A 22292-nucleotide genomic window follows, 5' to 3' on the forward strand; every position below is an offset into this window, starting at 1 on the left:
CGGCTTCTGGTTCGATAGACCGGTTGCGTTACCGAAGCGATAAGCCGGAGCGGACAATTGCAGAGCTGCCGCATACATGTGAGAGAACGCGACGCAGTATAATGCTCACCTCCATAGCGGCCGGAGTGATCATGAACGATAGAACCGCCTCTGCCAAAGCGGCGCAGCCGGCGACGCCGGTGAATTTCGAGGTGCCCGCGGACGCCTGCGACTGCCATACCCATATCCACCCCGATCCCGAAAAATTCCCGTTCTTCTCCGGCCGCGTCTATACGCCCGAACTGGCCTCGCCCGAGGAAATGACCGCCCTGCACGAGGCGCTGCACATGGAGCGCGTGGTGATCGTGACGCCCTCGATCTACGGCACCGACAATTCGGCCACGCTGTTCGGCATGGCGGCACGGGGGCCGACCGCGCGCGGGGTTGCGGTGATCGACGACAAGACGTCGGAGAGCGATCTCGATGTCATGGGCAAGGCCGGCATTCGCGGTATCCGCCTCAATCTCGCGACCGGCGGCGTCAACGATCCGAGCGTCGCCCGGCCACGCTTCACAGCCGCCGTCGAGCGCATGAAAGCGCGCGGCTGGCACGTGCAGATTTTCACCAACCCGGCGATGATCACCCCGATCAAGGATCTGGTGTTGGCCTCGCCGGTGCCGGTCGTGTTCGATCATTTCGGCGGCGCCAAGGCAGCCCTTGGCGTCGAGCAGCCGGGCTTTGCCGACCTCGTGGATCTCGTCAAATCGGGCAAGGCCTATGTGAAGATTTCCGGCGCCTATCGCGCCTCCAAACTCGCGCCCGATTACACCGATTGCATCCCGCTCGCCAAGGCGCTGATAGCAGCCAATCCCGACCGCATCGTCTGGGGCACCGACTGGCCGCACCCGAACTCGGTCACGCCTGCGGACAGGAAGATCACCGACGTCACTCCGCTGTTTCAGATCGACGACGGGCGGCTCTTGAATCAGCTTCCGGTGTGGGCGCCGGATGCGACGATCCGCAAGAAGATCTTGGTCGACAATCCCGCCCAGCTCTACGGGTTCTGAAGCCCGGCACTCGACATCGCGGCCCGCTGCTGTCCGAACGGATCGCGGTCGTAATTGCGCAGCCAGTCACCGGCCTTGCGCAGGCCGCCGAACGGGAACAGGTGGAATCCGGCGATCGGCACGGTTGCCGCCCCGGGCGCCGCTCGCAATCCCCTGACGACGTCGTCAGGTCCGGTGTCCGTCAGCAGGCGGCCGAACCGGCCGATCTGGGCCCGCAGCGCACGCATGGAATTGCCGATGCCGCAGCGGAGCGCGAATTTTGTCAATGTCGCCGGCGTTGCCGGACCGGCCAGGCCGACGATGACAGGCAGATCGATACCCGCGCGATCGAGGGCGCCGATCCATTCCAGGATCGGCGTGCTCTCGAAGCAGAATTGTGTGACGACATCGACCCGCGTTCCGGTCCGCCGCCCCCAGTCGCGCCACGCCTTGAGGCCGTTCAGCGCGTCCGGCAGATCGTGATAGGGGTGCCCCTCGGGATGACCGGCAATGCTGACGGATGCAATCGCATGCGCCTCGAGCAGGCCGCTGGCGGCGACATCGCGTGTCGATTTGAACGGGCCTCTCGCAGCGGCGACATCGCCGGCGATCAGGAGGATGCGCGAGACATCGGCCTCGCCGCGCGCCCGCGCCAGGAAATCGTTGAATGCTTCCCGCGAGGCCATTTCGCGCGCCGCGATATGGGGCACCGGATTATAGCCGGCCCGGCGCAGCGCGGCAGCCGTCTCAATGTTGTGGCAATAATTATCGCCGGGCAGGAACGTGATCGTGACGTCGGTGCCTCCAGCGAAATGATCGCTCAGTTCCGCGATCTGATGCCCGCGCGAGGAAATTTCGACGGATGCCGTCGGCAGTAGCGCGGCTAGTCTAGAGGATTGATCGGAGACGATCACGAGCGCCTCCCTTTGTCATGCCGGCGCGCGGCGGCGCGAGATCACATAGGTTTCGTCGTTGAACCAGAGGCCGCCATGTTTCTTCAGCACACGATCGGTGGCTTCGAGATAGCGGCCATCGCGAACCACTTCCGACAACCTGTTGTCCTCGATCTGCGCCACATAGATCGCGGCGTTCCAGGCCGCGAACAGCGTCGAGGTGCCGATCGGGCCGCTGACCTCGTCCGGCAGCGTGTGCATCTGGTAACGGAAGATCGAGCGTGCATCCGAGGACGCATTGAAATTGTAGTGGCGTGCGACCGCGCCAAGCTCGTGCTTGACCTGGCGCAGGATCGCGTAGCGGTCGGTCTTGAAGGGATCGTCGCCCGGCCAGACCTGATCGATGATCTCGATGCCGGGATCCTTGCCATGCGAATGAATGCCGATCAGCCGTCCACCCGGGCGCAGCGCCTTGACCAGCGGTGTCACTACCTTCGAAGCCTTGAACTCGACGCTCGCCCGCGCCCGATAGGGTTGCGAGGCGATGACCAGATCGTAATCGGCCATCACGCGGCCGGGCCGCGGCATGATCGGATCGAGCAGGAAGGAATGATCCTCACGCCGCAGCGTCAGGATCACCGGGCGCTGGTAGACCGGATTGCCCGTGGTCGGGCTGATGCCTGCGCGCCAGTTCTCGGCCAGGAAGCTCTCGAGCTCGCCGATCTGCTCGGCGAAACCGTGCGCGGTGTTGCCTGATAGCGTGACGTCTTTCCAGATCAGGCCTTGCGCTGACGTGACCGAGCGTGGCGTCAGCCATGGCGCCTCGGCGTAATAGAGGTTGGTCACGACCAGCACGGTGGCGGGATGCTCGAACAGGCGGTCCGCCATTTTCTCCAGCATCAGGCGGACGTCTTCGTAACTGATCTCTTTCGCCACGGCATAGAGCGGCATGGTGGGGAAGCGCGCATGCACCGCCCGCATCACCCGCGACAGCACGGTGCCGTCGCCGACGCCGGCATCGAAGATACGAAGCGCCGGCGGCGCCGGCTGCAGATTGCCGAGCTCGAGCGAAATCCGGTTGCCGACCTCGGTCTTCTCGCTGCAGGTCGAGACGAACAGCAGGTATTTTTGGCGGTTGTCGAAGAATCGGAAGCCTGGCGGCGCGACCGCATTGGCGGCGGCCGCGTCGTTCAGTGGTTGGGCCGAGAGCGAGTTGGCCGGCGCGCCGTCCGATTCCGGCCGATGCTCGGCGAGATACGCGCGGACCTTGTCGAGCGTGCCGGTCGTGATCCGGGCGCCATCGCGTAAGCGCGACACCAGCTTGCCGTCATTGACCACCAGCCGGCCGAAGGTCGATTCGGCCGTGCGCGTCTGGCGGCAATAGTCACGGATTTCTCCGAGTACCTGCTCGGCCGTGGGCGCCGATTTTGCCGGCGGCGCGTGGCCGTTTTGTTGCCCCGTAGATCCTTGGCCAGATGCTTGGCTAGATCCTTGGCTTTCCTCGATCCGCATGGCTTGCTCCTGCGGTGGTCCCTGCCGGTATCAAGGGACGGCCGCCGGATCGCGTCAACCACAAACCGAGTGGGCAGGAAACATGGGCATGTGCCCACACGATTCTAGCGTGCGCGGCGTGAAAACACCGAGATCAGCACCGGCAGCGTCACCAGGATCACCAGCGGCGCCAGCATCATGCCGGTGACGACCACGATCGCCAGAGGCTTTTGCACCTGCGAACCGATCCCCTCCGATACCGCCGCCGGCAGCAGGCCGACCCCGGCCACCACGCAGGTCATGAGCACCGGCCGCAACTGCAATTCACCGGTGCGGATCACCGCCCGCATCCGCTCATAGCCTTCGTCGATGAGTTGGTTGTACTGCGACAGGATGATGATGCCGTCCATCACGGCGATGCCGAACAGCGCAATGAATCCGATTGCCGCCGAGACGCTGAAGGGAATTCCCGAGATCAACAATCCGAGCACGCCGCCGAAGATCGCCATCGGGATCACGCTCATCGCGAGCAGCGTATCGACCATCGACCCGAAATTGAAAAACAGCAGCACACCGATCAGCGCCAGGCTGATCGGCACCACGATCGACAGCCGCCGGATGGCGTCCTGCAGATTTCCGAATTCGCCAACCCATTCGATCCGCGATCCCGGCGGCAATTGCACCTCGGCGGCGACCTTGTCCTGCGCTTCATGGATCGCGCTGCCGAGATCGCGGTTGCGGACCGAGAACTTGATCGGCAGGTAGCGCTCCTGTTGTTCGCGGTAGATGTAGGCGGCGCCCGAGATCAGGTTGATCGAGGCGACCTCGCTGAGCGGGATCTGCGTGATCGTGCCGCCCTGCCCGGCCACGCCGATCCGTAAGTTATGGATCGCCTCCGCGCTCTTGCGGTATTCGGGCGCGAGGCGAACGATGATCGGGAAATGCCGGTCGCTGCCGGGCTCATAGAGATCGCCAGCGCTGTCGCCGCCGACGGCGACCTTGATGGTGGCGTTGATATCGCCGGGCGATAGGCCATAGCGTGCCGCGCGGGCACGATCGATATCGATCTGGATTGTGGGTTGGCCGAGCGAAGTGAACACTGCGAGGTCGGTAACGCCCTGCACCGTGCCGAGCACGGATTTGATCTTTTTGGCGGTGTCAGTCAGCGCCTGCAGGTCGTTGCCATAGAGCTTGATCGAGTTCTCGCCCTTGACGCCCGAGACGGCCTCCGAGACGTTGTCCTGCAGGTATTGCGAGAAGTTGAACTCGACGCCCGGAAAGTTCTCCTGCAACTGCCCCAGCAATTGCGCTGTCAGCTCGTCCTTGTCATGGGTATCAGGCCACTCGCTGTTCGGCTTGAGCGGCGCGAAAAACTCCGCATTGAAGAGACCGGCGGCGTCCGTTCCGTCGTCGGGCCGGCCGTGTTGCGACACCACCGATTCGACCTCAGGACGCGCGCGGATGATCTTGCGCATCTCGTTGACGTAGGCATTGCCCTCCTGCAGCGAGATGGTCGGCGGCAGCGTGGCGCGGATCCACAAATTGCCCTCTTCCAGCTTGGGCAGGAATTCCAGTCCGAGCAGCCGCGCGAAAGCAATGGTCGTGAGCACCAGGACGGCCGCGCCGGTGAGCACGATCCTGCGGTTTACGAGGGCCCATTTCAGCACCGGCACGTACAGCCGGTCGAGCTGTTTCACGATCCAGGTTTCGGCTTCATCCAGATGCGAGGGCAGGATGATCGCGCTCAACGCCGGCGTCACCGTGAAGGTCGCGATCAGCCCGCCGGCCAGCGCGTAGGCATAAGTCCGCGCCATCGGCCCGAAGATATTGCCTTCGACGCCGCTCAGCGTGAACAGCGGCAGGAAGGCTGCGATGATGATCGCGGCGGCGAAGAAGATCGAGCGCGACACGTCGATCGCCGCAGACAGGATGGCGTGGCTCTTCATCCCCATCGTGGTGTCGAGCGAGCTGCGCTCGGCTTCCGACAGCGCGCTGGTCTGCGTCAGCCGCCGGAAGATCGCCTCCACCATGATCACGGTGGCGTCGACGATGAGACCGAAATCGATCGCGCCGACCGACAGCAGATTGGCGGATTCGCCGCGCAACACCAGGATGATCACGGCGAAGAACAGCGCGAAGGGGATCGTCGCGCCGACGATCAGCGCGCTGCGGAGATCGCCGAGGAATACCCATTGCAGCAACACGATCAGGATGATCCCGACCACCATGTTGTGCAGCACCGTATGCGTGGTGATGTCGATCAGATCCTTGCGGTCGTAGATACGCTCGATCTGCACGCCGGGCGGCAGGATCGAGGAATGATTGATGTCGTGGACGAGCTTTTCGACACGGGCAATGGTCGGCGAACTCTGCTCGCCGCGCCGCATCAGGACGATGCCCTGCACGATGTCGTCGTCCTGGTCGAGGCCGGCGATGCCGAGCCGCGGCTTCTCGCCGATCGTGACATGGGCGATGTCGCGCACCAGCACCGGATTGCCGCCGGACTGCGATACCATCGTGTTGTTGAGGTCGTCGATCGAGCGGATCAGCCCGACGCCGCGCACCACGGCGGATTGCGCGCCGATATTGACGGTGTTGCCGCCGACATTGATGTTGGCGTTAGAAACGGCCTGCAGCACCTGCGGCAGCGTCAGCCCGTTGGCGACGAGCTTGTTGAAATCGACCTGCAGCTCGTAGGTCTTGGTCTTGCCACCCCAGCCGGTGACGTCGATGACGCCGGGCACCGCGCGGAAGCGGCGTTGCAGCACCCAGTCCTGCAGCGTCTTGAGATCGAGCACGCTGTAGTTCGGCGGGCCCTTCAGGCGGTAGCGAAAAATCTCGCCGGTCGGGCTCAGCGGCGAGATGGTCGGCTGCACGTTGCCCGGCAGTGGCGCGAGCTGCGACAGCCGGTTCAACACCTGCTGAAGCGCTTCGTCATATGTGTAGTCGAACGAGAACTGCAGCTTGACGTCGGACAATCCGTACAGCGAGATGGTGCGGATGGTGCGCAGGTTCTTGATGCCGGCGACCTGGGTTTCGATCGGGATCGTGATGTAGCGTTCGATCTCTTCAGACGACAGCCCCGGGCTTTGGGTCACGATGTCGACCATCGGCGGGGTCGGATCGGGATAGGCCTCGATGTTGAGCTGCTTGAACGCGATCAAGCCGCCGACCAGCACGGCGATGAACATGCCGACCATCAAATAGCGGCGGCTGACGGCTAGGGCGACCAGGCGATCCATTCAGACCGAAGCTTTCAATGAGGCAAGCATCAGCTTCCGGACGCGGCCCGGTCGATGAACAGAGCGCCCTTGGTGACGATCTGCTCGCCGGGCTTCAAATTGCCGACTACCTCGACGAGATCGCCATTGGTGAGACCAGGCTTGACCTGACGCAGTTCAATCGTCTTGTCCGGATGCGCGACCCAGATCCGGACCTGATCGCCTTCATAGATCAACGCCTGCTTCGGCACGCCGACCGCAGGACGGTCGCCTGCCGAATAGATCGTGACGTTGGCGAACATCTCAGGCTTCAGCGTACCGTTCTTGTTGTCGATCGTGGCGCGGACGAGCAGCCGCCGCGTCGCAGGGTCGATTGCGGTTGCGACGTAGTTGATCCGCGCCGAAAGCGAACGGCCCGGCAGCGCCAGCACGTTGAACGTCACCTCCTGCCCGACCGCGACGTTCGCGCAGTCGCTTTCGCGGACGAAGGCCGTCATCCAGACGGTGGAGAGATCGCCGATCACATAGATGGGGTCGCTGGCGCCGGCGTTGACGTATTGCCCCGGGCCGATCTTGCGTTGGACCACGGTGCCCGCGATCGGTGCGAAGATGGTGATCTCGGGATTGATGCGGCCCTTCTCCTGGAAGGTCGCGATGTCGTCGTCGGTGAGGCCGAGAAGGCGCAATTTGTTGCGCGCTGCCTGGACCGCCGTTTCCGACGAGCGCACGTCATTCTGCGCCTGGATCAGCGTCGCCTGGCTCTGCTGATAATCCTTCAGCGGAACGGCCTTGCCCTCGAACAGGTCCTTGGCGCGAGCTCCCTGCAACTCCGCCAGATCAAGCGCAGACTTTGCCTTGTTCATCGCGCTCATCGCCGCGATGAAATCGTTTTGCGCCTGAACGTTATCAGCGGCCTCGATCACGAACAGCGGCTGGCCCTTGACGACGCTATCGCCTGGCTTGGCCAGCAACCTGGTGACGCGGCCCGCATAGGGCGAGAACACCGGTGTCGAGCGATCTTCGTCGATTGCGATCTTGCCTTCGGTGACACGCTCGGCGCGGAAGTCGCGTTCAGCGACGGGCTGAATGGTCAGGCTGGCCCATTCGGCTTGGCTCGGCGTGTAGCGCTGCAGTCCGCCCTTGCGGGACTGGCTCGAGATTTCCGAATGCCCGCGCTTTGGGCCGCCGAGATGGATGGCGCCGTAAGCGGCCGCCCCAGCCACTGCCATCAGGGCAACGACCACGACCATTTCTGACCTAACCGTCTGCAATCGCTTGAAAAATCGGCCAAACATACGATATGGGTTCCAGCGACAATTTGTCTCACCCGCGCTATAATGCCCAATTGGCGTCCCGCACAACCCAAAAAAACAAAATAGCCGTACCGGACGCGATTAAAATTTGGAGAGGCAGGCTCTGAGGGGACCTCCTATTCGCGGACGGGCCATTGCGGCGGGTGGCTGCCGAGTGGCATCGCCGGGCCCGCCCAGAACGCTGGCGTTTTCGACAACAGCGCCGAGTGCGTCACGTACCGCAGCGGCCCGAAGCCGGAGCCCACCTCCGCGATGAACGGCTTCACCGCTTCCCCCTTCAGATCCTCGATCGCAAGCCCGCCGGCCACTCGCCCGAGATTCCAAAGCCAGCGTCCGGTCTGCGCCAGCGATACCTGGACGTGCCAACTACCGCCTTCGCGCGCCTGGCGCGCCTTGGCCATCATGGCGCCGAACGCCATGAAGTAGCCGGTGGCGTGGTCGAGCATCTGCGCCGGCAATTCCTTGGGTCCAGCGACACCTGCGGCCTGCCCCTCGGCATGGTTGAATCCGGTCGCCGTCTGCACCAGCGAGTCGAAACCGCGACGCTCCGCCCAGGGGCCGGCGGCACCATAGGCCGACAGCGTGACACAAATGATGCCGGGATTGATGCGCGCAGCCTCCTCCGGCGAGAAGCCGAGGGCGGCGAGTGCGCTAGGTCGATAGCCTTGCGAAAAGATATCCGCGTGCGCCAGTAGATCGCGCAGCACGCCACGCCCCTGCTCGCTCTTGAGTTCGACAAAGCTCGTCAGCTTGCCCCTCCCGGTGTCGATGACGAGCCAGGGGATCGCCGGCAAATCGGGCCCCGAGATCAACAGCACGTCGGCGCCATGCGCGGCGAGCGTTCGGCCTGCAACGGGACCTGCGATGACGCGCGACAGATCAAGCACACGGATACCTGCGAGCGGCCGCTCGCCCTTGGGCCACAGCTTTGGCGGCGCCGCGCCAATCTTCGTGATCGAGATCAGCGGCAATCCGGCGAGCGCCTTGGCATGCGGTGTCGCCAGCCATTCGTCATGCGAGCGCATGAAGGCGACGACGCCGCCGCTCGCATAGGCCGCGGTCTCGAACGCCTCGCCGTCCCATTGCAGCAGCGCGGCCTGCACCGCGTCACGCTCCGGCTTGCAGTTCAGCACCTTGCAGACGGCGTCGCGGTGATGGGGAAAATTGGTGTGCAGGCGCACGAAGCCATCGCGGGTCTTGTAGACACCGGCGATGGCGTCCCAGGCCGGCGGTGGCGGCTTGCCGTCGACGCGCAGATAACGCTCGCTCCGGCATTCGACCACGGCATGGCGCATATCCACCGCGACGTCCTGCGTCTCGCCGCTGCGCATTTTCCAGATCTCGGCGGCTGCAAGCCCGGTTGCGGCGACGCTGACCTGCGCCGCGGCGGCGACGCGAAACGACGACGGCAATTGCGGTTCGTCGCCGGTCAGCGTGAGCGCGCCGAGCGCGCACGGATCGCCGCCGACGGAGGTCCAGATATCGGAGAGCATTTCTCTGGGGCTTTGCATCGGCGTGTCTCTTCCCTAGTTTCTCAAGCTCTGCCCGACCACCAGAGGAGTTGCAATGGCTGCCATCGATCCCCTGACGGCGGGAGCCGTTTTGCTTGCGACCGCCGCAACGGATGCGGTCTACGTCATGTTCACTTCCGCGGTGGTGGCGCGCAAGCGCGTGCCAGCGGCGACCTGGAGCAGCGTCTGGTATTTGCTCTCGTCGTACGCCGTCATCAGCTACACCGAGAACTGGGTTTACGTCGCCTTCGCCGCACTCGGTTCGTGGCTCGGTGCCTACGCGACGATTACTTTCCTGCACCGTCCGCCCGGCGGCCCGCCGGTGGGCGCGGCGCCGGAGTAGTGTGCGCATCCGGCTACGAGTTCATTGAGAACCGCCCTGGAATGGGCGGAAGGGAGAGGCTTTCTCGGTTTGAGCTTTCGTCGTAACCGCCGTCGTCGCTACAATGCTGCGGAATCAACTAAGGAAAAACAAGATGGACTTGGGTTTGAAAGGCAGAAACGCCGTCGTGCTCGGCGGCACGCGCGGCATCGGACGGGCGATTGCGGAAACGCTGGCGGCCGAAGGCTCGGGCGTCGCCGTGTGCGCCCGCAATGCGGATCAGGTCGCCGCCACCGTTGCCGAGCTGAAAGGGCTTGGCGTGCGCGCCACCGGCGCGCCGGTTGACGTCACCGACGCGGCTGCGCTGAAATCGTGGGTGTCGGATGCGGCCGGGGAGCTAGGCAGCATCGACATGCTGTTTTCCAATGCCGGCGCCATGGCGCAAGGCGGCGATGCTGCCTCCTGGGAGCAGAATTTCCGGCTCGACGTGCTCGGCGCCGTCAACGCATTCGAGGCCGCGCGGCCGTTGCTCGAAGCGGGCGCGCAGAAGACCGGCGATGCAGCCTTCATCATCATCTCGTCGATCTCGGCGGCGCAGGCGGATAGCGCCAGCTCCTACGGCCCGATCAAGGCGGCGCTGATCCACATGGCCAAGGGACTGGCGCGGCAATACGCGGACAAGAAAATCCGCGTCAATGTGGTGTCGCCGGGCACGGTCTATTTCAAGGGCGGCATCTGGAACATGGTCGAGCAGAATATGCCGAAACGCTACCAGGATGCGCTGGCGCGTAACCCGACCGGCCGCATGGCGACGCCGCAGGAAATCGCCAACGCAGCCGTGTTTCTGGCGAGCCCGGCCTCCTCGTTCACGACCGGCTCGAACCTCGTCGTCGACGGCGCGATTTCGAACCGCGTGAATTTTTGAGGAAGTTGGTAGGGTGGGCAAAGGCGCATCGCGCCGTGCCCACCATCCATCCCGGTCGTGAATGGTGGGCACGCTTGCGCTTTGCCCACCCTACCATTCCGGAATGACGGACGGAGCACCGCATTGCGGAGGCCTTAACGTGCCGACGGGACTGGCAGGGTTGTGAGAGCTCGGCTTACAACTCGCAAACCAAACCGGTCAATTTGAATCGATAAGCTAACTGAACTTTACGAACTTGCCCTCACTGTGAGCCTGCTTCGATGACCCAGCCGCTGGGTCCAATGACGGATGGCCACGATGATTGTCGACGAGCAAAGGACAAAAGTGCAGCGCGAACCGCGACGCCAGCTCCGCAAGCGGCCGACATGGATGACGACCGACAACGGGACGACGAGGATTGAATGCTTTGTCCTGGACGTCTCGCCGGGTGGCGCCAAGATCGTGACCGATGTCGCGTTCGACGTCAGGGACAGCTTTCAACTGGCGCTGGTACCCGACCATACGACGCGCCAGTCCTGCGAGGTGGTCTGGCGCCGGGGCAAGACCTACGGCGTGAAATTCCTGTCTTGAGGAGCGACGCTTAGAACCTCATCCTGAGGAGCGGCATCTTTGCCGCGTCTCGAAGGATGCAGGCCCTGTCGCCTGATGGCCTTGCTCGCCGCCGGAGTGCCATCCCGCCCCGCCCTACTCTCGTCGCCATTGGCTTCGATATGTGACTGTATTATTACAGTCAGATGTCAATTCGATTACGGCGGAGCGGCGAATGAGCTTGGAATGGCAGGCGCGGTCAGGTTCCCTGGCCTGGTCGAATCCCGTGTCCTGGTGGTGGGGCCTGCTGACGCTGGTGAGCGGCGTCAATATCGCCATCTGGTTCGCGCTGTACCGCGAGCTTCCCGTCCAGCCGACCGGCGCTGCCGGCGGCTCGTCCGGCATCGGAATGATGCTGCTGTTCTGCGCGGCCTATGTGTTCGGCTGTGCCTTCAGGTCGTTTCTGCCGCGCGCCGATGTGCAGCGGATCTGCCTGGTCGACACCTGGTTGTCGAGCGTCATGGTCGGACGTTCCGTGGCAACCGTGGCCGAGATCTGCTTCGTGGCGCAATGGGCGATTATCCTGCACCAGCTCGGCACGATGACCGGCGCGGAAACGACCGTAAATGTCGCGTGGGTGATCGTGCCGCTGATCCTGATCGCGGAATGCCTTTCATGGTATGCGGTGCTGACCAGGAATTATCTCGGCAACGCCATCGAAAATTCGCTGTGGGCGGTTGCCTTCTTCGCCGTCGGCGTCGGCCTTTGCCGCCTGCTTCCGGAATTCAACGGCGCGGTTCGCATAGGCCTCGTCGTCGCCATCGCGGGCATTGTGGGCTTCCTGGCGTTTCTGATGACGATCGACGTCCCGATGTACCTGAAGCGCTGGCGGACCGGGGATGCCGATGGCGACAAGCGCCTGACGCCGCGCGAGGGCCTGCGCGACGTCAGCACGCGCTGGGTCGTGACGCACGACCTGGCCGAGTGGAAGGACGAGATTGCCTGGATGTCGCTTTATTTCAGCCTGGCCGTCTGGTCCAGCCTTGCGCTTTGCGTCTTCTATTCGCTCGAACATCATTTGCCGCAGTACCGGACCGAAGCAGCGATCACGAGCGCAGCGCCCAGCACGACCGTCGTCGGCAGCACCCGGTGACACAACCGCCGCCGCGCTGAAACTTGCGCCGCTTTGCGGCGTTACACGCCTGCGTCGCGGGTTGCGCGACTTCTATTTCAGAAGGGCGTGTTTTGGACTGGACTCAGATAGGCATCCATTTTCTGACGCTGGCCGCCTCGTTCGCGCTGGCCATACCGATCGGATGGGATCGCGAGAAGCGGGCGCGCAGCGCAGGCCTGCGAACCTTCCCGCTGGTGGCGCTGGCAAGCTGCGGTTTCGTGCAAGCCAGCGAACAGTTGATGGTGAATTCTCCCGATGGCATGTCGAAGGTGATCGAGGGTGTGATCACCGGCATCGGCTTCATCGGCGGCGGCGCGATCCTCAAGCACGGCACGACCGTGCAGGGCACGGCGACGGCGGCGAGCCTGTGGGCCACCGGCGCGATTGGCCTCGCCGTCGGGCTAGGCAGTTATGACGTCGCGGTGACGATCGCGGTGGTTACGTTCCTGACGCTGAGGCTGCTGACGCTGGTGAAGGACGAACACGACCTGAAGATGGATTGAAGTCCGGGGGACGGGCTGCGGCAACCAACGGACAGGGAATAGCAGTCACGACGCTGTGAAGGTGTTTCGTCGCCCGCGGCCATATGAATATTTCCGCCCTCCCGGCGAAGCCATTTTTCCCGGACGACGAAGAAATCCGGAAACAATCTGCTGGTAGTGTGACACAATGATCAACCTGGCGTCCGATCATGTGGAACCTGATCAACATACTGTACCGGGAATATTGCCTGGCCCGGTTAAAGGACATGCGTAGGGTTCATCTCTCGCACTGAATACCAGTGGCGCGAGCAATCCATCGCAGCCACCATCTGCGGTTCAGCCAGCGACTCGCGGTGAACCGACATCAGAGAATCCAGCCGGAACCAAGATTGAGGGAGGAGGATATGCAGCCATCGACAGACGATCTGCTGATACGCCAAATCAGTGCCCTGATATCAGCGACCGCTGCTGCGGCGTCCAGCCCAAGGGAGCACGCTCCATTCGTGGAGGCAAGGCTATACGAAACTCTCGCGGCACATTGCGCCGAAAAGCAGAGGCTTGCAGCAGCCTTTGCGAAAGGCGGAGCCGGGACGGCGCAAAGAGGATTGATCTACTGGTAACGAAAGACGTGTCCAAGCGAAAGAGGCCGCCAGGTTTGGCTTCCGATCTCCGGACCAACCGGAAGAACGTCACGCCTGGGTAGCTTCTGATCCCCGCCGGCGACTTGCCGTTTCCCGCTGTACTGTCGCCGGCGCTGCCAGAGCTTGAAGAAACTCCACGGGCACCGGGAATACGATCGTCGAATTCTTTTCGCCTGCAATGTCCTGCAGCGTCGACAGGTAACGCAATTGCATGGACTCCGGCCTCCTTGCGAGCATCTCTCCTGCTTCCACCAGTTTCTCGGCGGCCTGCTGCTCCGCTTCGGCGCCTATAATTCGTGCGCGGCGGTACCGTTCGGCCTCGGCTTGACGAGCAATGGCACGAATCATGCTCTCGTTGATGTCGACGTGCTTGATTTCGACATTCGCGACCTTGATACCCCACGCATCGGTCTGGCTGTCGAGAATTTCCTGAATATCGCGATTGAGCTTGTCCCGCTCGGCCAGCATTTCATCCAGCTCGTGCTTGCCAAGCACGGACCTGAGGGTGGTCTGTGCCAACTGGCTGGTGGCGGCCATGAAGTTTTCCACCTGGATAACGGCTTTGTCGGCATCTACCACGCGGAAGTAGATAACTGCGTTGACCTTTACCGAGACATTGTCTCGAGAAATCACGTCCTGGCTGGGAACATCCAGCACGAGCGTACGAAGATCTATCCGTACAAGCTGCTGGACGATCGGCACCAATATGATGAGCCCGGGACCTTTCACGCCGGAAAAGCGCCCCAATGTGAAGACCACCGCACGCTCGTATTCCCGCATGATCCGAATCGCCGACAGGAGCACCGCAATGATTATGGCTCCGATCACGATGTACGGGAGGGTCTCTGTTACGAATGTTGGCATGGTTTCACTCCTCATGATTTCCGTGGGGCGTCAGGATCTGGCACGACGAGCAGTTTCAGGTTTTGACGTTCGAGAACACGCACGCGATCGCCCGGGGTGAACTCGCTTTCCGATTTCGCCGCCCAACGTTCTCCCATGACCAGGACCTCGCCTTTGCCGTCGGCCCACGACAGCACCTGCCCCGCGCTGCGAAGCAGAGCCGCTTCGCCTGTGGTCACCTCGCGCCGATGCGCCCGCCATGCCGCCGCCAGTGCAATCACCAGGAATCCCGCGCTGGCAATGGTGGCCGTGGCGACCACCGGCCATGAGAGTTGGAAACCCGGCACGTCGCCGCGAAACAGGAACAGCGAGCCAACGGCGAACGAGACGACGCCGCCGATTCCGAGCACGCCAAACGAGGGCAGAAAAGCTTCCGCAATCATCAGCGCAATGCCGAGCAACAGCAGGCCGGCACCGGCGTAGCTGATCGGCAGGAGATTCAAGGCATAGAGGCCGATGAGGAGAGCGATTCCGCCGATCACCCCGGGGAAAATAGCGCCTGGACTGATGAACTCGAATAGAAGCCCGTAGAGCCCGATCAGCATGAGTATGTAAGCGATGTTCGGATTGGTAATCGTGGCCAGAATGCGGTTGCGCCAATCGGGCTCAATTGCCGTAGTGCTCAGGCTTCCGGTATGCAGACTGACCTGTTGATCATTGATCGTTACGGTTCGACCCTCGGCCTGGGACAACACATCGGATAAATCCTTCGCAACAATCTCGATGACACGCTGCGACTGGGCCTCGCTCGCGGTGAGAGTGGCGGCTTCCCGGACGGCTTTCTCCGCCCAGGAAACATTTCGTCCCCGAAGCTCTGCCAGTCCCCTGATATAGGCAACCGCATCGTTGATCGCCTTCGCCTCGCCTGCATTGGCCGGCGACGAGGCTCCTTTCTTGTCACCGTCTTTCTTGTCATCATCTTTCTTGTCATCGGTGCGCCAGCCGGAGCCGCCGCCGCCAAGCAGGACGGGCGTGGCTGCACCGAGATGCGTGCTCGGCGCCATCGCGGCGAGGTGGCTGGCATAAACGATGTAGGTGCCGGCGCTGGCGGCTCGCGCACCGCTCGGGGTCACGTAAGAGATCACAGGAATGGGGGACTTAAGTATCTCTCCTATGATCTCGCGCATTGAGGGGTCGAGACCGCCAGGCGTATTCAGTCTCAGCACGATGACCTTCGCCTGTCGCCGACGCGCCTCCTCAAGTCCATCGCGGATATATTCAGAAGTCGCCGGCCCAATCGCTCCATTCACATCCAGTAGAATGGCGACATTCGCCGGCTCGCTACTTTGTCCAAGTGCTGCTCCTGGGCCAAGTACGAGCAATGCTACGGTAAAAAGCCTGTAAAGAAAGTGCACCATGGTAGTCGCTCAAAAGCTTGCGCGACGAGACAGTCACAACTGTGTGGCCCATTCGCAGGTAAACCTGACTGTTACGGCTGGAGCGCAGGAACGGGGCCGGGCGGGCGGTGACATGTGCTGAAGTCCTGTTGCGCAAAAGCGCGCTCCGCAGGTCATGTGAAGCGAACGCACATCCGAAATCCCGGTTCCCCAAACTTATGCCTCCGGGACGGATTTCATCTCGGTGTGCCGGCAACACCCTGGATGATGCACGGCGATCACCGCCGTCCGAAGAGAGCGGCTCAATGAAAATCGCGGGACGGCGGCAGGATGCGGACGTCGCGGGGGTGACGGATTTTCTGCGCGGGCGCGTCAGGGTGATCGCGGCGGTCGTCGTTGAGCGGTTCGACCAGCGCGGGCCCTGCGGGCACCGGGTGCTTGCGGCTTAACGCATCATTGGCGAGGCCGATCAGGTCGTGGGAGCGGTCGAACATCCGCTGCGCCACCAGATGCGTCACCTGCTCCGGGCTGCTCTGGATATAGCCTTCGACCAGGATCAGGCGCGCGCCCATCACCTCTTTGCGGTACTGCTCCATCACCTTGGGCCACACCACGATGTTGGCGATGCCGGTCTCGTCCTCCAGCGTCATGAAGACGACGCCCTTGGCGCTGCCCGGCCGCTGCCGCACCAGTACCACGCCGGCGCAGCGGATACGGCGGCGGTCGTTGCTGTGATTGACGTCCTTGCAGGGGACGACACGCTCTTTCGTGAACCGCTCGCGCAAGAATTCCATCGGATGGCCCTTCAGCGACAGTCGGACCGTCTGGTAATCGGCGACCACCTGCTCCGGCAGCGGCATCTGCGGCAGCGGCTTGGCGTTCTCGTCGGGCTGCTCGCGGGCGACCGCGGCCTGAAACAGCGGCAGCGGCACGTCGTCGGGCAGCCGCCGCACCGCCCAGAGTGCTGCGCGGCGATCGAGACCGATCGAGCGGAAGGCATCGGCGTCGGCAAGTAGGATCAGCGCGCGCTTGGGCAGGCCGGTGTCGCGGGCGAATTCCTCCAGCGAGGTAAAGGGCCGGCGTTGACGGGCGGCGACGATGCGGTCGGTCCAGTCGGTTGCTTCCACAGCGGCTAGTCCGCGGGCACGCTTCACCTCTCCCGCTTGCGGGGGAGGTCGGATCGCATCGATAGATGCGATCCGGGTGGGGGAAGCTCTCTCCATACGGGCAGTGTGACTCGCGGAGACACCCCCACCCCAGCCCTCCCCCGCAAGCGGGAGAGGGAGCACAGTCCCCGTGCGGCTGGCCGAATGGGATTCCGCCTCCGATATACCGCGAAACGACGACTGCATTCGCTTCAGCCGCTCCTCGTCTTCATCGAGCCAGTGAAAACCATCGATCTGGCGGAAGCCGAGCCGGACGGCGCAATATTTCCCGCTCCCCTCCTCCAGCGTGTTCTGGGCAAAGCTGTAGGAGACGTCGATCTCGCGGACCTCGACGCCGTTCTTGCGGGCGTCGCCGACGATCTGGGCGGGCGCGTAAAACCCCATCGGCTGCGAATTGAGCAGGCCGCAGCAGAACGCATCCGGATGATAATGCTTCAGCCATGACGAGACGTAGACGAGCTGCGCAAAACTTGCGGCGTGGCTTTCCGGAAAGCCGTAAGAGCCAAAACCCTTGATCTGGTCAAAACAGCTCTTGGCGAATGCCGGGGCGTAGCCGCGCGCGATCATGTTGTTGATCAGCTTGGCCTCGAATTTTCCGATGGTGCCGACGTTACGAAACGTCGCCATCGCACGGCGCAAGCCGTTGGCTTCCTCGGGCGTGAATTTTGCGGCTTCGATTGCGATCCGCATCGCCTGTTCCTGGAACAGCGGCACGCCGAGTGTCTTGTGCAGCACGCGGTACAATTCGTCCGAAGGGCCGTGCTCGGGCGCCGGCGAGGGATAGCTCACCTTTTCCTGGCCGTTTCGCCGTCGCAAATAGGGATGCACCATGTCGCCCTGGATCGGACCGGGGCGGACGATCGCGACTTCGATGACGAGGTCGTAGAAGGTGCGCGGCTTCAGGCGCGGCAGCATGTTCATCTGCGCGCGGCTCTCGACCTGGAACACGCCGAGGGATTCGCCCCGCTGCAGCATTTGATAAACTTCGTCGTCGTCCTGCGACTTGATGTCGGCCAGCTCGTAACGCCGACCCTTGTGGTCGGCGATCAGATCGAAGCTCTTGCGGATGCAGGTCAGCATGCCCAGCGCCAGCACGTCGACCTTCATCATGCTGAGCGCGTCGACGTCGTCCTTGTCCCATTCGATGAAGGTGCGGTCGTCCATCGCGGCGTTGCCGATCGGCACATAGGTGTCGAGCCTATCCTGCGTCAGCACGTAGCCGCCGACATGCTGTGACAGATGGCGGGGGAATTCGATCAGCTCGGAGGCCAGCGCAACCGCGAGCTCGACCATCGCATTCGCAGGATCCAGCCCGGCCTGCCGGACCTGCATCTCATTGAGGCCCTTGCCCCAGCTCCCCCACACGGTGTCGGCAAGCGCTGCGGTAACGTCCTCGGTCAGCCCCAGCGCCTTGCCGACGTCGCGGATGGCGCTGCGCGGGCGGTAGTGGATGACGGTCGCAATGATCGCGGCGCGGTGACGGCCGTAGCGGCGGTAGACATATTGCATCACCTCCTCGCGCCGCGAATGCTCGAAATCGACGTCGATATCGGGCGGCTCCAGCCGCTCCTTGGAAATGAAACGCTCGAACAGCAGGTCGACCTTGGTCGGATCGACCGAGGTGATGCCGAGCACGTAACAGACGGCGGAGTTCGCCGCCGATCCCCGGCCCTGGCACAGGATGTTCTGGCTGCGCGCGTAGCGGACGATGTCGTGCACGGTGAGAAAATAATGCGCGTATTTGAGCTCGGCGATCAGATCGAGCTCTTTGCGCAGGGTGGCGCGCAGCTTGCCGTCGATCACGCCCCCGAAATATTTGTCGACACCGGCCCAGGTCAGGTCTTCGAGGTGCTGTTGCGCGGTCTTGCCCGGCGGCACTGGCTCGTCCGGATACTGGTATTTGAGCTGGTCGAGCGAGAAGTTGATGCGATCGGCAAAGCGCATGGTTTCCGCAATCGCCTCGGGCAGATCGCGAAACAGCCGTGCCATTTCATGGACAGGCTTGAGATAGCGTTCAGCATTGGCCTCGAGCCGCCTGCCGATCGCATCGATCGTGGTCTTCTCTCTGATACAGGTCAGCACGTCCTGCAGCGCTCGGCGGGCGGGATGGTGGTACAGCACCTCGTTGGTCGCCAGCAGCGGCACTTTGGCCGCGAGCGCCAAACGATGCAGCCGCTCGAGGCGGCGTTTGTCGTCGCCGCGGTAGAGCAGGCTTGCGGCGAGCCACACGCCATCGGCATCGGAGTTCTTCAGGCGCTCCAGCGTTGTCTGCGCGCTCGCCACGTCAAAGCGATGCGGCAGCGCCAGCACCAGAAGCTGGCCCTCGGCGAAATCGAGGAGGTCGTCGAATTTCAGGTGGCATTCGCCCTTTTCGATCCGCGTGATGTCATCGCCGCGTTTGCCGCGGGTGAGTAACTGGCAGAGTCGGCCGTAAGCCGCGCGGTCGCGCGGATAGGCCAGAATGTCAGGCGTGCCGTCGATGAAGACGAGACGCGCGCCGATCAGAAGCTTTGGCTTATGCCTGACGGCAGGGTTGTCGAGCTCGCTCCAGGCGCGCACCACGCCGGCCAGTGTGTTGTGGTCGGCGATGCCGATCACGGGAATACCAAGCTCGCTTGCCTGATGCACATAGGCGCGCGGATCCGAGCCGCCGCGCAGGAACGAGAAATTGGTGGTGATGCCGATTTCGGCATAGTCGGGCACAGGGCTTTTCATGCGAACAATCCATGCACGAACCATCTGATAGAAGCGGGCTCGCCCTCCGCATCCGTCGGTTCGCTCTCATAGAGGCCGTCGCGAAAGATCCAGAAACGAAGTCCCGCTTCATCCTCGATACGGAAATAGTCCCGCGTCGGGCCGTCGCTACCCGGCTTCCACCATTCCATCGCGATGCGTTCGGGCCCCTCCACCCGCACCACCGCGTGCGTGACGCGCCGCCAGGTGAATTGATGCGGCGGGCCGTCGGGCACGGTTGCGAACGGCACTTTTATCGGCTCCGGCTTGTCGAACAGGCGCAAGGGGCGCAGCGGCGGCTCGCCCTCGATACGCTCGGGCCATGCCGCCTGCGTCGCGGCCGCCAGATGATGCTGCGCTGGCACCGACAGCACCGCGCGTTCGGGGATGTGGGTATCCTCCGGCAGATGCACGACGACGCGTTTTCCGCCGATGCGCGCGGCGATGCGGTCGATCAGCGCGGACAGTTCGTCATTGTCATGGACGTTGGCATCGAGATCGCGCTGCTGCTGCACCACGATTTCGGTGCGGCTGGCGGAGAGACGGATGAGATCGAAGCCAAAGCCGGGGTCGAGGGGATCGTTGAGCGCATCGAGCCGCTCGCGGAACAGGCGGTCGATCACATCAGCTTTTGTCACGGGACGCCCGGTATCGACCGAGATCGTGCGTACCGCGCCGTCGGTGCGGAAAAAGCTCGCCTCCAGCCGCCGCGCGCCCTTGCCCTGCTTGTCCATCGCCGTAACCAGCATTTGAGCGAGCGCGGACAGGTTCATCGCGATCACGGTGTCGGTGGCGACCGGATCGGGAAAGCGTTTCTCGACGATGTAATCCGGCGGCGGTTTGCGCGGGCTGATCGGCGCATCGCCCTGCCCGAGTGCCTGCTGCAACAGCGTCGTGAAGGGCGCACCGAACCGCGCCGTGATTTCGTGCGGCGCGCGCGAGGCGACGTCGCCGATGGTTTTCAAGCCGGCGCGGCGCAGGCCGGCGGTGATGGCATCGCCGGCGCCGAGCGCAGATACCGGCAGCGGACTGACGGCCTCCGCCTCCTCGCCATCGGCAACGATCTTTCCGGAAGTCTGGCGCGTCAGCGTGCGGGCGCAGATCGCGGTGCTCGCGATCGCGGCGCTGACGGCAAAGCCGCGGCGGCTCAGCGCACCGCTGACGATCTGCAGCAACGCACGCTCGCCGCCGAACAGATGGGCGCAGCCGGTGATGTCGAGGAACAAGCCGTACGGCGGATCGAGCGCCACCAGCGGGGTGAAGCGGTCGCACCAGTCGGCGATGTCTTCGAGTGTCTTGCGATCGGCGACTTCATCCGCGTCAAACACCGTCAGCTCGGGGCAGATCGCGCGCGCATTGGCGAGCGGCAGGCCGATCGAGAGGCCGGCCTGGACGGCAAGATCGTCGAGGGAGTGGATCAGGATGGCATTGTGCTGCTTGGCGACGACGACGGAGGGCGAGGTTTGCGTCATCTCGAGAGTAGGACTCGCGGCGAGACCCCCACCCGTAGCCGATGCTCCGCATCGGCGTTCTTCTAAAGAACGGCGGCCATAGGCCGCCTGTGCCTCCCCCGCAGGCGGGAGAGGGAGGGCACCGTTTGTGGGGTGAGAGATATCAATCCGGGCACCGCTGTCGTTCCCTCCCCCCTTGCGGAGGAGGGTTAGGGAGAGGGGTAAGCCGCACGGGCGGTGCTCGTGGCCACCCCTCTCCCCCGCCCTCCCCCGCAAGGGGGGAGGGAGCCCACTGTCCGTGCGGTTAGAGATTTCGCACGAAACCGCTTGGCAATTTTCAGCTTGCGCGGCGCTGGCCGGCGAAAGCTTGCGCTTGATGCGGTCGATGGGCAGGCGTGGCAGCCAGAGGCTGAGGATACGCCGACGGTTCTCTGAATAGGCGCTCATCACAATTCCATTCCATGATCCAGCGGCCGACCGGGCCATGACGGTTACGAACGAGCTGCGCGTCGAACACCGGCGCGCCCCAGGCGCTCCAAGGCGCCGCAGGCTTTGGAGGAGCTGACGGCGGCGAATGCGCCGCGCGCACGATCCATCTTGTCTCCGCGGTCGAGGGGCGCGGCTCCGCCGCCACCCGCAGCAGCAATGCGGTGACGCCGGAGGCTGCTGCGGCCAGCGTGAGCTTGCGGCTGGCGACAAGATCGAGCTGACGCGCCTGCCCCCAGACTTCCAGCACGACGGCGCCGAGCGCGTCGCAGGCCAGCGCATCGGCGGCGGTCCGCAGCGCGGCGTCGGTGTCGGTCGCGCGCACGGTGACGAGCAGCCGCGGATCGAGCCCGAGTTCGGCGAGCCCGCTCATCGACAGCGCGCCCGATTCAATTTCCGAAAAGTCCTGCCGCACCCAGACCAGTGGCCGGCGCGGCGATACCCTTCCCGCCAGCCCTGCGATGAAGCCGGTTGCGGTCGCGCTCTGGTGTCCCTCGGCGAACACTTCATGCACCGCCGCGAGCGCAAGCCCGCCGTGCAGCACAGCATCCGCCGCCTTATGTCCAAGCGTAATCTTGTTGAGGTCATGCGCATCGCCATGCGCCTCCAGGCGCTCGATGCTTCCGCGCAAACTCGCAAGCGTGCTTGTGCGTGCGGTGCTCATCCGCCGTCCCTTCAGAAAATTGGCCT

Annotated in this window: 16 protein-coding genes; 6 read left to right on the forward strand and 10 right to left on the reverse strand. The window is 63.5% G+C overall.

The window, feature by feature from the left end; all coding sequences use genetic code 11:
* Positions 1 to 131: 131 nt before the first annotated feature.
* Positions 132 to 1046 (forward strand): amidohydrolase family protein, encoded by a 915-nt coding sequence (locus LMTR3_RS06350; protein ID WP_245319784.1) that lies wholly within the window; start codon positions 132 to 134, stop codon positions 1044 to 1046.
* Here LMTR3_RS06350 and LMTR3_RS06355 read toward each other — a convergent pair.
* The 5 genes from LMTR3_RS06355 to LMTR3_RS06375 all read right to left on the reverse strand — a co-directional run bounded on the left by LMTR3_RS06355 (position 1034) and on the right by LMTR3_RS06375 (position 9454).
* The gene (locus LMTR3_RS06355) at positions 1034 to 1939 is read right to left on the reverse strand and encodes a methylenetetrahydrofolate reductase (RefSeq protein ID WP_065744237.1); all 906 of its coding nucleotides are present in this window, start codon (positions 1937 to 1939) and stop codon (positions 1034 to 1036) included. The genes LMTR3_RS06350 and LMTR3_RS06355 overlap by 13 nt on opposite strands.
* 15 nt (positions 1940 to 1954) lie before the next feature.
* Positions 1955 to 3430: a hypothetical protein gene (locus LMTR3_RS06360; RefSeq protein WP_245319786.1), complete on the reverse strand. Its 1476-nt coding sequence runs from the start codon at positions 3428 to 3430 to the stop codon at positions 1955 to 1957.
* A gap of 104 nt (positions 3431 to 3534) precedes the next feature.
* Entirely contained in the window at positions 3535 to 6651 is a 3117-nt protein-coding gene (locus tag LMTR3_RS06365; RefSeq protein WP_065744238.1) for an efflux RND transporter permease subunit, read from the reverse strand.
* Between the two features lie 29 nt (positions 6652 to 6680).
* Positions 6681 to 7880: an efflux RND transporter periplasmic adaptor subunit gene (locus tag LMTR3_RS06370; protein ID WP_502686606.1), complete on the reverse strand. Its 1200-nt coding sequence runs from the start codon at positions 7878 to 7880 to the stop codon at positions 6681 to 6683.
* Between the two features lie 179 nt (positions 7881 to 8059).
* Entirely contained in the window at positions 8060 to 9454 is a 1395-nt protein-coding gene (locus tag LMTR3_RS06375; protein ID WP_065744240.1) for a CoA transferase, read from the reverse strand.
* 55 nt (positions 9455 to 9509) lie between these two features.
* On the opposite strand from LMTR3_RS06375, the gene LMTR3_RS06380 reads away from it, so the two are divergent.
* The 5 genes from LMTR3_RS06380 (at position 9510) to LMTR3_RS06400 (ending at position 12906) form a co-directional block, all read left to right on the forward strand.
* Positions 9510 to 9797 (forward strand): hypothetical protein, encoded by a 288-nt coding sequence (locus LMTR3_RS06380; protein WP_065744241.1) that lies wholly within the window; start codon positions 9510 to 9512, stop codon positions 9795 to 9797.
* Positions 9798 to 9930: 133 nt separating this feature from the next.
* On the forward strand, positions 9931 to 10701 hold the full coding sequence (locus LMTR3_RS06385; RefSeq protein ID WP_065744242.1) for an SDR family NAD(P)-dependent oxidoreductase: 771 nt from the start codon (positions 9931 to 9933) through the stop codon (positions 10699 to 10701).
* Positions 10702 to 10998: 297 nt separating this feature from the next.
* On the forward strand, positions 10999 to 11271 hold the full coding sequence (locus tag LMTR3_RS06390) for a PilZ domain-containing protein (RefSeq protein WP_065744327.1): 273 nt from the start codon (positions 10999 to 11001) through the stop codon (positions 11269 to 11271).
* A gap of 193 nt (positions 11272 to 11464) precedes the next feature.
* Positions 11465 to 12382, forward strand: a complete 918-nt coding sequence (locus LMTR3_RS06395; RefSeq protein WP_065744243.1) for a hypothetical protein — start codon at positions 11465 to 11467, stop codon at positions 12380 to 12382.
* A 92-nt stretch (positions 12383 to 12474) separates the two neighbouring features.
* Complete coding sequence (locus LMTR3_RS06400) at positions 12475 to 12906, forward strand: MgtC/SapB family protein (protein ID WP_065744244.1); 432 nt, start codon at positions 12475 to 12477, stop codon at positions 12904 to 12906.
* Between the two features lie 668 nt (positions 12907 to 13574).
* On the opposite strand, the gene LMTR3_RS06410 is transcribed toward LMTR3_RS06400, so the two are convergent.
* The 5 genes from LMTR3_RS06410 to LMTR3_RS06430 all read right to left on the reverse strand — a co-directional run bounded on the left by LMTR3_RS06410 (position 13575) and on the right by LMTR3_RS06430 (position 22266).
* Positions 13575 to 14390, reverse strand: coding sequence for a slipin family protein (locus LMTR3_RS06410; RefSeq protein WP_065744328.1), 816 nt, complete (start codon positions 14388 to 14390; stop codon positions 13575 to 13577).
* 11 nt (positions 14391 to 14401) lie between these two features.
* Positions 14402 to 15787, reverse strand: coding sequence for an NfeD family protein (locus LMTR3_RS06415; RefSeq protein WP_065744246.1), 1386 nt, complete (start codon positions 15785 to 15787; stop codon positions 14402 to 14404).
* Between the two features lie 281 nt (positions 15788 to 16068).
* Positions 16069 to 19647: an error-prone DNA polymerase gene (locus LMTR3_RS06420; protein ID WP_065744247.1), complete on the reverse strand. Its 3579-nt coding sequence runs from the start codon at positions 19645 to 19647 to the stop codon at positions 16069 to 16071.
* Entirely contained in the window at positions 19644 to 21137 is a 1494-nt protein-coding gene (locus LMTR3_RS06425) for a Y-family DNA polymerase (protein WP_084029450.1), read from the reverse strand. Before LMTR3_RS06425 ends, LMTR3_RS06420 begins: the two co-directional genes overlap by 4 nt.
* Before the next feature lie 316 nt (positions 21138 to 21453).
* Positions 21454 to 22266, reverse strand: coding sequence for an ImuA family protein (locus LMTR3_RS06430; protein ID WP_065744248.1), 813 nt, complete (start codon positions 22264 to 22266; stop codon positions 21454 to 21456).
* Between the last annotated feature and the right edge of the window lie 26 nt (positions 22267 to 22292).

Source organism: Bradyrhizobium sp. LMTR 3 (genome assembly GCF_001693485.1).
In the GTDB taxonomy this organism is placed as follows: domain Bacteria; phylum Pseudomonadota; class Alphaproteobacteria; order Rhizobiales; family Xanthobacteraceae; genus Bradyrhizobium.

Bases quoted from the DNA above. Each gene is read 5' to 3' on its own strand.
- LMTR3_RS06350 (WP_245319784.1), top strand. From the start codon at position 132: ATGAACGATAGAACCGCCTCTGCCAAAGCGGCGCAGCCGGCGACGCCG.
- LMTR3_RS06360 (WP_245319786.1), bottom strand. From the start codon at position 3,430: ATGCGGATCGAGGAAAGCCAAGGATCTAGCCAAGCATCTGGCCAAGGA.
- LMTR3_RS06365 (WP_065744238.1), bottom strand. From the start codon at position 6,651: ATGGATCGCCTGGTCGCCCTAGCCGTCAGCCGCCGCTATTTGATGGTC.
- LMTR3_RS06370 (WP_502686606.1), bottom strand. From the start codon at position 7,880: ATGGTCGTGGTCGTTGCCCTGATGGCAGTGGCTGGGGCGGCCGCTTAC.
- LMTR3_RS06375 (WP_065744240.1), bottom strand. From the start codon at position 9,454: ATGCAAAGCCCCAGAGAAATGCTCTCCGATATCTGGACCTCCGTCGGC.
- LMTR3_RS06380 (WP_065744241.1), top strand. From the start codon at position 9,510: ATGGCTGCCATCGATCCCCTGACGGCGGGAGCCGTTTTGCTTGCGACC.
- LMTR3_RS06385 (WP_065744242.1), top strand. From the start codon at position 9,931: ATGGACTTGGGTTTGAAAGGCAGAAACGCCGTCGTGCTCGGCGGCACG.
- LMTR3_RS06390 (WP_065744327.1), top strand. From the start codon at position 10,999: ATGATTGTCGACGAGCAAAGGACAAAAGTGCAGCGCGAACCGCGACGC.
- LMTR3_RS06395 (WP_065744243.1), top strand. From the start codon at position 11,465: ATGAGCTTGGAATGGCAGGCGCGGTCAGGTTCCCTGGCCTGGTCGAAT.
- LMTR3_RS06410 (WP_065744328.1), bottom strand. From the start codon at position 14,390: ATGCCAACATTCGTAACAGAGACCCTCCCGTACATCGTGATCGGAGCC.
- LMTR3_RS06415 (WP_065744246.1), bottom strand. From the start codon at position 15,787: ATGGTGCACTTTCTTTACAGGCTTTTTACCGTAGCATTGCTCGTACTT.
- LMTR3_RS06420 (WP_065744247.1), bottom strand. From the start codon at position 19,647: ATGAAAAGCCCTGTGCCCGACTATGCCGAAATCGGCATCACCACCAAT.
- LMTR3_RS06425 (WP_084029450.1), bottom strand. From the start codon at position 21,137: ATGACGCAAACCTCGCCCTCCGTCGTCGTCGCCAAGCAGCACAATGCC.
- LMTR3_RS06430 (WP_065744248.1), bottom strand. From the start codon at position 22,266: ATGAGCACCGCACGCACAAGCACGCTTGCGAGTTTGCGCGGAAGCATC.